This window comes from Pseudomonas sp. B21-021 (assembly GCF_024749205.1).
GTDB classification, from domain to species: Bacteria; Pseudomonadota; Gammaproteobacteria; order Pseudomonadales; family Pseudomonadaceae; genus Aquipseudomonas; species Aquipseudomonas paraglycinae.
The window spans coordinates 1532618-1546100 of record NZ_CP087192.1 but is presented as its reverse complement, the minus strand read 5'-3'; the positions used below and the strand labels follow the sequence as shown (position 1 = coordinate 1546100).

Genomic DNA, 13483 nt, shown 5'->3' with positions numbered 1-13483 from the left:
TGGCCATGCGCCTGATCAATCGTCACCCGGATCGACCGAGTCGCCTGCTGCTGGTGATCCTGCCCTTCGCCCTTGTGCTGTTCGCCTACTTCATGGGCTCGGCGGAGCGCCTGGCGGAAAACCCCAACGACAAACTGCTGCCCAGCGCGGTGCAGATGAGCGATGCGGTCAAACGCCTGGCATTCAAAGCCGACAGTCGCACCGGCGAATACCTGCTCTGGCAGGACACCGCGTCGAGCCTCGGACGCCTGGCCATCGGCCTCGGCATCGCGGCGCTGGCCGGGTTGTGCCTGGGCATGGCGGCCGGCACCCTGCCGCTGTTCGGCGCACCGTTGTCGCCGATGCTGACGGTGTTATCGATGGTGCCGCCGCTGGCGATACTGCCGATCCTGTTCATCGTCTTCGGCCTCGGCGAGCTGTCGAAAGTGATGCTGATCGTGATCGGTATCACCCCGGCACTCGCCCGAGATCTGGAACAGCGCGCGCGGGACATTCCGGTCGAACTGCTGATCAAGGCGCAGACCCTCGGCGCTTCGACCTGGACCCTGATGCTGCGCGTGGTTCTGCCACAACTGTTGCCGCGCCTGCTGATTTCACTGCGGCTGATGCTCGGCTCGACGTGGCTGTTCCTGATCGCCGCCGAAGCCATCGCTTCCACCGACGGTCTGGGCTACCGGATTTTCCTCGTGCGCCGTTACCTGGCGATGGATGTGATCCTGCCGTACGTGGTGTGGATCACCCTGCTTGCCTGGCTGATGGATTGGGGCCTCAAGCGCCTGACCCGGCGCGCATTTCCCTGGTATGAGGGGGCGGCCAAATGAGCTTCATCACAGTGAAAAACGTCTGGCAGCAATACGCCGACCAAGTAGTGCTCGAAGGCTTGAACCTCAACGTCAACGAGGGCGAATTCTGCACGCTCGTCGGTGCTTCGGGTTGTGGCAAGTCGACCTTCCTGCGCCTGCTGCTCGGTCAGGAAACCGCCAGTCGCGGCGAGATTCTGCTCGATGGTCAGCCACTGGCGCGCGAGCCGGATGCGAGCCGTGGCGTGGTGTTCCAGCGCTACTCGGTGTTCCCGCACCTGTGCGTGCTGGACAACGTCGCCCTCGGCCTCGAACTGCCGCGTGCGCCACTGCTCGGGCGTCTGTTCGGCAGTGCCAAACAGGACGCCCGCGAGCAGGCCTCGGCGCTACTGCACAAAGTCGGCCTCGGCCATGCGCTGGACAAGTACCCGGCGCAACTGTCCGGCGGCATGCAACAACGGCTGGCGATCGCCCAGGCGTTGATCATGAAACCGCGCGTGCTGCTGCTCGACGAACCGTTCGGTGCGCTCGATCCGGGCATTCGCAAGGACATGCACGCCCTGCTGCTGGAGCTGTGGCGCGAGACGCAACTGACGGTATTCATGGTCACCCACGACCTGTCCGAAGGTTTCAGCCTCGGCACCCGTCTGCTGGTGTTCGACAAGGTCCGCCTCGACCCGCACGCCCCCGGTGCCTATGGCGCACGCATCACCTACGACATCCCTTTGAACAGCGACCGCCGCGCCGAACGCGCCGCCGTCGACGCCCTGCCGGTGCAACTGGCGAGTGCCCTTCGAACCGCTTGAGAGGAATTTCCCATGACTGATTCAACCCGAATTTTTCCACCCTTTGCCGAAGAAACCCTGCCCGGCGGCGGCCACCGCTCCTTCGTCTTGAAGCGCGGGCAACTGCTGCGTCTGACCGACCTGCGCGGTGGGGCCAACGTCAGCTTGACTTTGCTCAACGCCAACGAAAAAACCGAGCGCCTGAACCTGCCCGACAGCCTCAAATGCCAACACACCGCCAAGCTGACCGTCGGCCATTGCCTGTACTCGGACATGGGCCGCGTGCTGGCGGCAATCACGGCGGATACCTGCGGCTGGAGCGACAGCCTCGGCGGTGTGCTGTGCGCCGAGGAAGTCACGGAAAAATACGGTCAGGGCCGCTATCAGGAACTGCGCAACGGCTTCTTTCGCAACGGCACCGACAACCTGCTGGTGGAACTCGGCAAGTGGGGGCTGGGCCTGTCCGACCTGCTGATGACCCTCAACCTGTTCAGCCGGGTCAACGTCGATGACAGCGGGCGTTTGCACTTCGTCGAGGGCCATTCGCAGGCCGGTGACTACATCGAACTGTATGCACCGATGGACACCCTGGTTGTATTGACCGCCCTGCAACACCCGTTGGATCCGTCGCCGCAGTACGCCCCCAAACCGCTGAAGCTGAGCTGGATGAACGCCGACCCGAGCGTCGCCGAGCACTGCCGTACCTCGCGCCCGGAGAACGAGCGCGGCTTTATCAACACCGACCGTTTGTTCGCCTGAGGATCGTCGCCATGTCAGTTGCTATCGCCACTTCGCAAAAACAACCCGACGCTGCGGTGTACCGCGCCACCATTCCCGCCGGCGAACCCTGGCTGATGGAGGTCAAGGCCGGCCAGACCCTGCGCATCCTCGATCTGGAAGGCAATCAGGCGGTCGACACCTTGTTCTACAGCGCCGCCAATCCCCGTGAGCGCTACGACGTGCAACGCACATTGCGCCGACAACACAACGTCTACCTGAGCACCGGCAGCGTTTTGTATTCCAACCTCGGCAAACCGATGCTGACCCTGATTGCCGACACCTGCGGCCGCCACGACACCCTTGGCGGTGCCTGCGCGCAAGAGAGCAACACCGTGCGCTACGCCCTGGAAAAACGCTACATGCACAGCTGCCGCGACAACTACCTGCGCGCCTGCGCCCACGACGGACGCCTGGGCAAAGGTGACATCGGGCCGAACATCAATTTCTTCATGAACGTGCCGGTGACTGCCGAGGGTGGCCTGACCTTCGAAGACGGGATTTCCGCCCCCGGCAAATACGTCGACCTGCGCGCGGAGATGGACGTGATCGTGCTGATTTCCAACTGCCCGCAACTGAACAACCCGTGCAACGCCTACAACCCGACACCTGCGGAGCTACTGGTATGGAACTGAAATTCGTCCGTCTGCGCCGCTGGTTGTTTGCCCTGTGCCAGGCGCGCTCAGGCCAGTGCCTGAAAAAGTGAAGTGATTTCGCCGTCGGGGACGACCCTGGCGCCTGAACAAAAACGGCGGGACGGCCCGCCTCCCAGTCGAGCCCGCACCCTGCGCGGGCTCCGGGGGTTTCTCCATGTTCGAAAAAGTCCTGATTGCCAACCGTGGCGCGATTGCCTGCCGCATTCTGCGCACCTTGCGTGAACTGCACGTCGAAGGCGTCGCGGTGTACTCCGAAGCCGATGCCGCCAGTCTGCACATCCTGCAAGCCGAGCAAGCCCACAGCCTCGGCGACGGCGCAGCGGCCAGCACCTATCTGGCGGTGGACAAGATTCTCGCCATCGCCAAAGCCACTGGCGCCACCGCGATCCACCCCGGCTACGGCTTCCTCTCGGAAAACGCCGCGTTCGCCGAAGCCTGCGCAAACCATTGCATTGCCTTCATCGGCCCGACACCGGAGCAACTGCGGGTGTTCGGTCTCAAGCACACCGCACGGGCCCTGGCCAAACAGCACGGCGTGCCGATGCTCGAAGGTACCGAACTGCTCGACAGCCTCGACGCCGCGCTGATTGCCGGCGCGCACGTCGGTTATCCGGTGATGCTCAAAAGCACCGCCGGTGGCGGTGGCATCGGCATGCGCGTGTGCCGTAACGCCAGCGAACTGAGCGAGTCGTTCGAGGCGGTGAAGCGCCTCGGGCAGAACAACTTCAGCGACGCCGGGGTGTTCATCGAGAAGTACATCCAGCGTGCGCGGCATCTGGAAGTCCAGGTGTTCGGCGACGGCCACGGCGCGGTGATCGCTCTCGGTGTGCGCGACTGCTCGGTGCAGCGGCGCAATCAGAAAGTCCTCGAAGAAACCCCGGCACCGAACCTGCCCGAAGGCATGGCGGATGAGCTGTGCGCAGCGGCGATCAAACTGGCCAAAGCGGTGAATTACCGCAGCGCCGGCACCGTCGAATTCGTTTTCGACAGCGATGCGCAGCGCTTCTATTTTCTCGAAGTGAACACCCGGTTGCAGGTCGAACACGGCGTTACCGAACAGGTGTGGGGCGTCGATCTGGTGCGCTGGATGATCGAGTTGGCGGCCGGTGACTTGCCGCCGCTGGCCGAGTTGTTCGCAGGCCTGCAACCGCAGGGGCATGCGATTCAGGCGCGGCTGTATGCCGAGGATCCGGGCCACGATTTCCAGCCCAGCCCCGGCTTGCTGACAGCGGTCGATTTCCCCGTCGCCGATGGCCGGCATCTGCGCATCGACACCTGGGTCGAGGCCGGTTGCGAGATCCCGCCCTACTTCGATCCGATGATCGCCAAGCTCATCTGCTGGGCGCCGACCCGCGAACAGGCGCGTGCCGATCTGCACCAGGCCCTCGGCGACAGCCTGCTGTACGGCGTGGAAACCAACCGCGACTACCTGCGGCAGATTCTGCTCGATACGCCGTTCGCCAGCGGCCAGCCCTGGACCCGTTGCCTGGAAGGCCTGGTGTACCGGGCCAACACGTTTGAAGTGCTGAGCGCCGGCACTCAGACCAGCGTCCAGGATTACCCCGGTCGCCTCGGCTACTGGGCGGTGGGCGTGCCACCCTCGGGGCCGATGGACAGCCGCGCGTTGCGTCTGGGCAATCGTTTACTGGGCAACGATGAAGGCCTGGCGGCGCTGGAAATCACCATGAGCGGGCCGTTGCTGCGCTTCAATTGCGATGCGGTGGTGGCCGTGACCGGCGCACCGATTGCCCTGACGCTCGACGGCCAGCCGCAGGCGATGAACACCGCCCTGCTGATCCCGGCGGGCAGTCAATTGCACCTGGGCAATCTGCCGGGCGCCGGGGCCCGCAGCTACCTGTGCCTGCGTGGCGGCGTGCAAGTGCCGGATTATCTGGGCAGCAAAAGCACCTTCACGCTCGGTCAGTTCGGTGGTCATGGCGGGCGGGCCTTGCGCGCCGGTGACGTGCTGCATCTGGCTGCCCTGAATGAGCGCAGCGCCGGGCAGACATTAGCCGCCCATCACGTCAGCGAATTACCTGCCGTGCGCCGGATCCGCGTCATCTACGGCCCTCATGGCGCGCCTGAATATTTCACTGAAAACTACATCGGCACCTTTTTCGCCACGCAATGGGAAGTGCATTTCAACTCCAGCCGCACCGGGGTGCGCCTGATCGGGCCGAAACCAGAGTGGGTGCGCGCCGACGGCGGCGAGGCCGGGCTGCATCCGTCGAACATCCACGACAACCCCTACGCCATCGGTGCGGTGGACTTCACCGGCGACATGCCGGTGATCCTCGGCCCGGATGGCCCGAGTCTTGGCGGGTTTGTCTGCCCGGTGACGGTGATTGAGGCGGATCTCTGGCAACTGGGTCAGCTCAAGGCCGGGGACAAAGTGCAGTTCGTGCCGGTCGATCTCAAGACCGCACGCGATCTCGCCCTCAAATGGGATACCTGTGGGAGCAGGCTTGCCAGCGATGGGGCCCGACCAGACATCGCACCCACTTCATTACAGGCATTGGTTTCGCCCGTGGTGCTGGATTTGAGTCAGGGGGACACGCGACTGGTCGCCCGACTGTCCGGCGATACCCATCTGCTGCTGGAAATCGGCGCCCCGGAGCTGGATCTGGTCCTGCGCTTTCGCGCCCATGCCCTGATGCAGGCGCTGGAAGGCAAAAACCTGCACGGCGTGATCGACCTGACACCGGGCATTCGTTCTTTGCAGATCCACTACCAGCCCGAACAATTGCCGCTGGCCGATCTGCTCGGCATCGTCGCCGGTGAATGGGATGCGGTGTGCGCCGCCCAGGACCTGCAAGTGCCGTCGCGCATCGTCCACTTGCCCCTGTCGTGGGACGACCCGGCCTGCCAGTTGGCGATCGAGAAATACATGACCACCGTGCGCAAGGACGCGCCGTGGTGCCCGAGCAATCTGGAGTTCATCCGCCGCATCAATGACCTGCCCAACCTCGACGAGGTGCAACGCACGGTGTTCGATGCGAGCTATCTGGTGATGGGCCTCGGCGACGTCTACCTCGGTGCACCGGTCGCCACGCCGCTCGACCCGCGCCATCGGCTGGTGACCACCAAGTACAACCCGGCGCGCACCTGGACCGCCGAGAACTCGGTGGGCATCGGCGGCGCCTACATGTGCGTCTACGGCATGGAAGGCCCGGGCGGTTATCAGTTCGTCGGGCGTACCTTGCAGATGTGGAACCGCTATCGCGAAGTGGCCGCGTTCGAAGGTAAACCGTGGCTGCTGCGCTTCTTCGACCAGATCCGCTTCTACCCGGTCAGCGCTGACGAATTGCTGCGCATCCGCCGGGATTTTCCACTCGGGCGTTTCGACCTGAACATCGAACAGAGCCAGCTCAACCTCGGCGACTATCAAGGGTTTCTCAACCGCGGAGCCGAGAGCATTCACGCCTTTCGTCTACAGCAGCAAGCCGCGTTCAACGCCGAGCGCGAACGCTGGATCGCCAGCGGCCAGGCGCACTTCGACAGCGAAGAAGCCGTGCCGCAAAGCCAGGAAGAAACACCGCTGGCCAGCGGTCAGCAGAGTGTCGACAGCCACATTGCCGGCAATCTGTGGCAGGTCCAGGTCGAGGTCGGGAGTCGCGTCGCGGCCGGTGATGCGCTGGTGATTCTGGAGTCGATGAAGATGGAGATCCCCGTGCTCGCGCCGCTGCCCGGCGTGGTCCGGGAGATTCGCGTGCAACCCGGTTCGGCGGTGCGCGCCGGTCAACGGGTCGTGGTGCTGGAACTCGACTGAACCCATTTTTGCAAAGGATGACCTCATGAATCTGCAACTCGATGCCCTGCGCCAGGCCTACCGCGACGGCCAGACCACACCGCGCAAATTGCTGTTGGCTTTGCGGGAAAAAGCCGCTGCGCTCAATCCCGACTATCACCTGTTTATTCATCTGCTCAGCGTCGAGGAGCTGGAGCCGTACCTCGCCAGCCTCGACGGCGGTGATCCAGAGAGTTTGCCGCTGTATGGCGTGCCGTTCGCGATCAAGGACAACATCGACCTCGCCGGTGTCCCGACCACGGCCGCGTGCCCCGCATTCGCCTACCTTCCCGAACGTTCGGCAACCATTGTCGAACAGTTGCTGGCGCTGGGCGCGATTCCGCTGGGCAAGACCAACCTCGACCAGTTCGCCACCGGCCTCAATGGCAGCCGCTCGCCGTATGGCGCCTGCCCGAACAGCGTGTTGCCGGAATATCCCTCCGGTGGTTCCAGCGCCGGCTCTTCGCTGGCAGTGGCGCTCGGCGTCGCCAGTTTTGCCCTGGGCACCGACACTGCTGGCTCGGGACGGGTGCCGGCAGCGCTGAACAATCTGCTGGGACTCAAAGCCACCAAAGGCCTGATCTCTACGGCGGGCGTGGTGCCGGCCTGCCGCACGCTGGACTGCGTCACGACCTTCACCGCGACCGCACGCGAGGCCAGCCAGTTGCTGGCACTGACCGCCCGCTTCGACCCTCGGGATGAATACAGCCGCAGCAATCCGGCGTGGAATGACGGCTCGGCATTCGGTGCTCCCAAACCCTTCCGGTTTGGCGTACCGCGGGCGCAGGATCTTGAGTTTTTCGGTTGCCCCGAAGGCCCGCTGCTGTTCGGCGACGCCATCGACCGTCTGAAGGCTCTGGGCGGCGAAGCGGTCGAACTGGATCTGTCACCGTTCCTCGAAGCTGCGCGGTTGTTGTACGAAGGGCCGTGGGTCGCCGAGCGTTACAGTATCGCCGGCGAACTGATGGAACAGCGTCCCGAAGCAGTGCTGCCGGTGATCCGCGCGGTGCTGGCCAAGGCCCCGGCGGTGACGGGCGTGCAAGCGTTCCGTGCGCAGTATCGACTGCAAGCGCTCAAAGCCGTTTGCGATCAGGCACTCGACGGACTCGACTGTGTGCTCACGCCCACCATCGGCCGCCCGGTGACCCTGGCCGAACTGGACGCCGAGCCGGTGCTGCGCAACGCCGAACTGGGTTACTACACCAATTTCATGAACCTGCTGGATTATGCGGCCGTCGCCGTGCCCAGTGCGGTCATGGACAATGGTTTGCCGTGGGGCGTGACGCTGTTTGGCCGGGCGTTCACCGACCAGTATCTGCTGGGCCTGGCGGACGCCTTGCAGCGCCAGCATAATTTGGTGCTGCCGACACCGGCGAGTCCGGCGCGCAATGACCGGGCGCGGCTGGTGGTCTGCGGCGCGCACCTTGATGGACTGGCCCTGAACTGGCAGTTGCAGCAACGCGGCGCCCGCCTGATCGAAGCCACCCACAGCTCTAAGGACTACAAACTCTACGCGCTGGCCGGCGGCCCACCACTGCGTCCGGGCATGCTGCGCGTGGCGGAAGGCGGCGTGGCAATCGAGGTGGAGGTCTGGGAGTTGCCAAGCCGCGAGCTCGGTTCGTTCCTGACCGGCATCCCGGCACCCCTCGGGCTGGGCAAGGTACAACTGGCGGACGGCCGCTGGGAGAGCGGATTCATCTGTGAACCGTACGGCCTGGAAGGTGCGCTCGACATCAGCCATCTGGGTGGCTGGCGCGCCTACCTCGCCAGCCGCGACTGACCCGAAAACCTGGCAAATCGCCGACCTTCTCTGCTGGAGAGGGTCGGTGAGAGAGAGCGGCGTCTGATTACCCGTCATTTCAGGCACAAATCCCGCAGTTTTTTCCCGGCCATCTCACTAGAATGCTGCCATCGGGCCACCGTCGACGGAACTGCCAATGCCGCTCAGATCTGCGTTTTACTCCCAACGTTCGCTGGTATTGACTCTGGTCGCCCTCCTCGGCGCAGGTTTTCTCGCCACCTCGCTGCTCAGCTACTACGCCTCGCGGGCGTCGATCCGCGACAACATCGTCAACACCGAACTGCCGCTGACTTCCGACACGGTGTACTCGGAAATCCAGAAAGACCTCGTCAGACCGATCCTGATTTCATCGATGATGTCCCGCGACACCTTCATGCGCGACTGGGTGGTGAACGGCGAGAAAGACAGCGACCAGATGACCCGCTACCTCGACGAGGTCATGACCCACTACGGCGCCTACACCGCGTTCTTCATTTCCAACAGCACCCACACCTACTACCACGCCAAGGGCGTGCTCAAGCAGGTGAAGATCGACGAGCCACGCGACGCCTGGTACTTCCGCGTGCGCGACATGAAGGATCCGTACGAGATCAACGTCGACCCGGATCTGGCCAACAAAGACAACATGACCTTCTTCATCAACTACAAGGTCTATGACTACAACGATCGCTTCATCGGCGCCGCCGGCGTAGGGCTGACGGTGGACGCGGTGATTAAGCTGATCGACAAGTACCAGCAGCGCTATCAACGCAGCGTTTACTTCGTCGACACCTTCGGCCGACTGGTCTTGACGGGCGCCGAGGGCGGGCCGGAGGGGGCGCCAGTCGGGAAAAGCCTGAACGACCTCGAGAGCATGAAAAGCCTGGTCAGCCAGTTGCCCAAACCCCACAGCGGCAGCTACGAATATTCCGCCCACGGTCAGGGACACTTCCTCAACGTGCGGTTTATTCCGGAGTTGAACTGGTACCTGTTCGTCGATAAACGCGAAGACGGCGCACTCAGCGAAATCCGCCAGTCGCTGTACCTCAATCTGATGATCTGCCTGCTGGTAACGCTGATCGTGCTGGCGCTGGTCAACCGCTTGATCCGCCGTTATCAGGAAAAGATCCACGCCCAGGCCACCCTCGACAGCCTCACCGAACTGCCCAACCGCCGTGGCTTCGACCTGCTCGCCGTGCAGGCGCTGCACGAAGCTCACCGCGAGCCGAAACCGCTGACCGCGCTGCTGCTGGATCTCGATCACTTCAAGGTCTTGAACGACACCTACGGACACATGGCCGGCGATCAGGTGCTGATCGGGTTCGCCCGGGACCTGCAAAGTTGCCTGCGTCATTCCGACATCGTCTGCCGTTGGGGCGGTGAGGAATTTATCGTGCTGCTGAAGGACACCGACGGCGAGACCGGTCAGAAGATTGCCGAGAAGATCCGCCAGCACGTCGAACAGCATGAATATGCCTACAACGGTCACACCTTGAATCTGACGGTCAGCATCGGCGCCACCACCCTGCAACGGGATGACACCTTGCACAGCCTGCTGTCCCGGGCCGATCATGCGATGTACCGGGCCAAACAGACCGGCCGTAACCGCACCTGCGTGGAAATGCCTCACTCGACCTATGCCTGACACTCATGAACAAACCTGACCTCTGCCCGGCCTGCGGCGCCCGCAACGACTGCACCCTGGCCGACCCGCGCACCGCCGACCGTGCCTGCTGGTGCTACGGCGTTTCCATTGATCCGGCAGTACTCGAAGCCCTGCCGGCGGAACTGCGCGACAAGTCCTGCCTGTGCCCGCGTTGCGCTCAGGTCGAGGCGCAACTGCAAGCGGCCAAGCCGTAGATCCCGTAAGATGCGCGCCCCGCTACCTGCCGATTCCTGATCATGCGTGTCGACCGTTTCCTCAGTAACCTGCCCCGCTACAACCGCAAACAGGTTCGCCTGTTGCTGGTGGAAAAGCGCGTGCGCATTGACGGAAAAGTCGTCAGCGACCCTCACAGTGAAGTCCTGGAATTCAACCGCGTCGAAGTCGACGACGAAGTGCTGCAAAGCGGCAAACCGGCGCGCTATTTCATGCTGTACAAACCGCAAGGCTGCGTCAGCGCCACCCGCGATCCCGAGCATCCGACCGTGCTCGACCTGATCCACGAGCCGGACAAGGACGACCTGCACATCGCCGGACGCCTCGACTTCAACACCACCGGGCTGATGCTGATCACCAACGATGGCACCTGGTCGCGGCGCCTGACCCAGCCGCAAACCAAACTGCCGAAGGTCTATTACGTCGAGACCGAACAGGAAATCGGCCCGGAATATGCGATCAAGTTCGCCGAGGGGATCTACTTCGCCTTCGAAGACCTGACCACCCAACCGGCGCAGCTGGAAGTGCTCGGCCCACGAACGGCGCGGCTGAGCATCGTCGAGGGTCGCTACCATCAGGTGAAGCGCATGTTCGGCCACTTCAACAACAAAGTGCTGCGCCTGCACCGCGAATCAATGGGCCCGCTGCCGCTGGATCACGCGCTAAAACCGGGCGAGTACCGCGCTTTGCGCACCGAAGAGATTCATTTGTTCTAAGCAGCCGACCGCTCAGCAGAAGTTGTCCAACAATTTACCAACGGCACTTGCGCGATCCGGATCCCCCTGCTTGAATCAGGACGTCGGCCAAATTGTGACCGATGAGTCACACATAACTTCTAAGAAACTTTTTGCCGGTAGACAGCCCTCAAGGGCTGCGCCTCAGCCGGCAGATTGCCCGCCAATAACAATACCCGTCGACCTGCCGTTCCGGATCGACATGGGCTCCAAAATTCCAGGCGTATGCCTACCTGTCACAAAGCTCGTGCAATCTCTATTTGCGCGCATACCCGCTTGCTTGCCAGGAGTCTTATGACATGAGGCCAGAAATCGCTGTGCTGGATATACAGGGTCAGTATCGGGTTTACACGGAGATCTATCGCGCAGACGCCGCAGAAAAGACCATCATCCTGGTCAACGGCTCGATGGCCACGACTGCGTCGTTTGCACAAACCGTGAAAAATCTGCACCCGCAATTCAACGTGGTCTGCTACGACCAGCCCTACGCGGGCAAGTCGAAAGTCCACAACCGCCACGAGAAACATCTGACGAAAGAAGTCGAAGGTCTGATCCTGCTGGAGCTGATCGATCACTTCGCGGCCGAACACGTGCTGTCGTTCTCCTGGGGTGGCGCCGCGACCATGGTCGCCCTCGCGCATCAGCCTCGGCGCATCGAAAAAGCCGTGATCAGCTCGTTCTCCCCGGTGATCAACGCGCACATGCTTGATTACCTCGAACGCGGCGTCGAATGCCTCGGCCAACGTGACGGCGACCGGGTCGGCCACCTCGTCAACAACACCATCGGCAAACACCTGCCGTCGCTGTTCAAGCGCTTCAACTATCGCCACGTCAGCAGCTTGGCCGAGCACGAATACGGGCAGATGCACTTTCACATCAATGACGTGTTGCACAGCGACCGTCAGTGCTATTTGAACGCGGCGAAGAAAATCAACGTACCGGTGCTGTTCATGAACGGCGAATGGGACGAATACACCGCCGCCGAAGACGCCCGACTGTTCGGCAACCACGTCGCGCAGAGCACCTTCACCACCCTGCAGGCCACCGGGCACTTCCTCGACATGGAACACAAGTCGGCCTGCCGGGACAGCCAGAACGCCCTGCTCGGTTTCCTGAAACCGGCGCAACAGGCCAGCCGAACGCGTTACCAGCTCGTCCAGGATCACCATGCATTGGCCATTTGAAACAGTGTCGTCGCGAGCAAGCCTGCGAGGCTGAGATTCAGCCGTCCTCCAGCCCGCAGCGCTTGCCCGCGATTGACCGATTTCGGCTCTGTTTCAGGACTTTCCGTAGTTCGCGTGCAAAGAAAACTTCAAATCCGTGGCCGAGTCTGGTACAAAGTCAGCCGCTCTGAGCGGGTGTCGTATAATGGCATTACTCCAGCTTCCCAAGCTGATAACGAGGGTTCGATTCCCTTCACCCGCTCCACTATTTTCAACGCTTCCAGCTTACCTAGCTACTTCGAGGTGTCCGTTAAGGTGTCTGGTTAGCGTTTCTTGGATTGAAGGACGTTACAGTTTTTTTGATCAAACAGTAGCCAAGCCGGAACTGGATTGGGTAGTCTGTATCCCGAGATGCGAGAAATATTCGGCTCAGAATCGAAGCAAATGGCGGAAAAAGCATCAAATCGATGCTACGTTTGCTTATGAAATACTAAATAAAATGATGCTCCATGGACCTACAGCAGGGCCATCCAAAATGCAAAGACACGAAAGCACAACACGCCGCAATGAACCCGTTCAGTTCAATTTCGACTTGGCTCGTATGACCTCGGCCATAGAAAGCGGCAGTATTACCCTTCCACGCGGACAGAGCCACGCAGAGCGGAAAGAATGGATTCGAGCACAACTAGCCAAGCTGGACACGTTGTAGACTTAAGCATTCACTTTGCACGAATCTATCTGAACGTTGCTGCTAATGATGCCGTGTACATTGATCACTTCATTGACCATGTACAGGTCAACGGCCTTGAAAACCTTAAAGGGCGCTTGAAACCATCTTGGGACGTTCCCAAAGACGATCCTTTTTGGCTGAAAAAAGTGCAGTTCGCCCGCCACTGGGATCTTTGGCATTACCATTTAGGCATGCCAGATTACGATGAAACCAACGGGCATGGGGATTGCACGTCCCAGTGGGTTCTGCACCTACGACGCCATCCGGATGGCAATCGAACTCAAATTGTCGATTGGGATAAACACCCCCCTTTTGCGCTGCCTGACGAAAAATATTTCATTATGCCTGGCGATGAGGCCCCGTTTCCATTTCCACCAAGGCATTCTAAATAA

11 protein-coding genes and 1 tRNA gene are annotated in these 13483 nt (G+C 61.8%); all 12 read left to right on the top strand.

The features are described from left to right. Positions 1-5 precede the first annotated feature (5 nt). Entirely contained in the window at positions 6-821 is an 816-nt protein-coding gene (locus tag LOY31_RS06875; protein ID WP_258713025.1) for an ABC transporter permease, read from the top strand. Further along, positions 818-1606 (top strand): ABC transporter ATP-binding protein, encoded by a 789-nt coding sequence (locus LOY31_RS06870; protein ID WP_258713024.1) that lies wholly within the window; start codon positions 818-820, stop codon positions 1604-1606. Before LOY31_RS06875 ends, LOY31_RS06870 begins: the two co-directional genes overlap by 4 nt. A gap of 12 nt (positions 1607-1618) precedes the next feature. Further along, entirely contained in the window at positions 1619-2344 is a 726-nt protein-coding gene (locus tag LOY31_RS06865) for an urea amidolyase associated protein UAAP1 (protein ID WP_007957964.1), read from the top strand. An 11-nt stretch (positions 2345-2355) separates the two neighbouring features. Beyond that, positions 2356-2997, top strand: a complete 642-nt coding sequence (locus LOY31_RS06860; protein WP_258713023.1) for an urea amidolyase associated protein UAAP2 — start codon at positions 2356-2358, stop codon at positions 2995-2997. A 175-nt stretch (positions 2998-3172) separates the two neighbouring features. Next, entirely contained in the window at positions 3173-6787 is a 3615-nt protein-coding gene (gene uca / locus LOY31_RS06855; protein ID WP_258713022.1) for an urea carboxylase, read from the top strand. 25 nt (positions 6788-6812) lie between these two features. Continuing rightward, positions 6813-8585, top strand: a complete 1773-nt coding sequence (gene atzF / locus LOY31_RS06850) for an allophanate hydrolase (protein WP_258713021.1) — start codon at positions 6813-6815, stop codon at positions 8583-8585. Positions 8586-8742: 157 nt separating this feature from the next. Continuing rightward, positions 8743-10230: a sensor domain-containing diguanylate cyclase gene (locus tag LOY31_RS06845; RefSeq protein WP_085605500.1), complete on the top strand. Its 1488-nt coding sequence runs from the start codon at positions 8743-8745 to the stop codon at positions 10228-10230. Positions 10231-10235: 5 nt separating this feature from the next. Beyond that, positions 10236-10445 (top strand): cysteine-rich CWC family protein, encoded by a 210-nt coding sequence (locus tag LOY31_RS06840; protein ID WP_258713020.1) that lies wholly within the window; start codon positions 10236-10238, stop codon positions 10443-10445. Between the two features lie 42 nt (positions 10446-10487). Further along, positions 10488-11180, top strand: coding sequence for a pseudouridine synthase (locus LOY31_RS06835; RefSeq protein WP_258713019.1), 693 nt, complete (start codon positions 10488-10490; stop codon positions 11178-11180). Positions 11181-11497: 317 nt separating this feature from the next. Continuing rightward, entirely contained in the window at positions 11498-12382 is an 885-nt protein-coding gene (locus LOY31_RS06830; protein ID WP_258713018.1) for an alpha/beta fold hydrolase, read from the top strand. Between the two features lie 170 nt (positions 12383-12552). Next, positions 12553-12626, top strand: a tRNA-Gly gene (locus tag LOY31_RS06825). A gap of 404 nt (positions 12627-13030) precedes the next feature. Then, on the top strand, positions 13031-13483 hold the full coding sequence (locus LOY31_RS06820; RefSeq protein ID WP_258713017.1) for a hypothetical protein: 453 nt from the start codon (positions 13031-13033) through the stop codon (positions 13481-13483).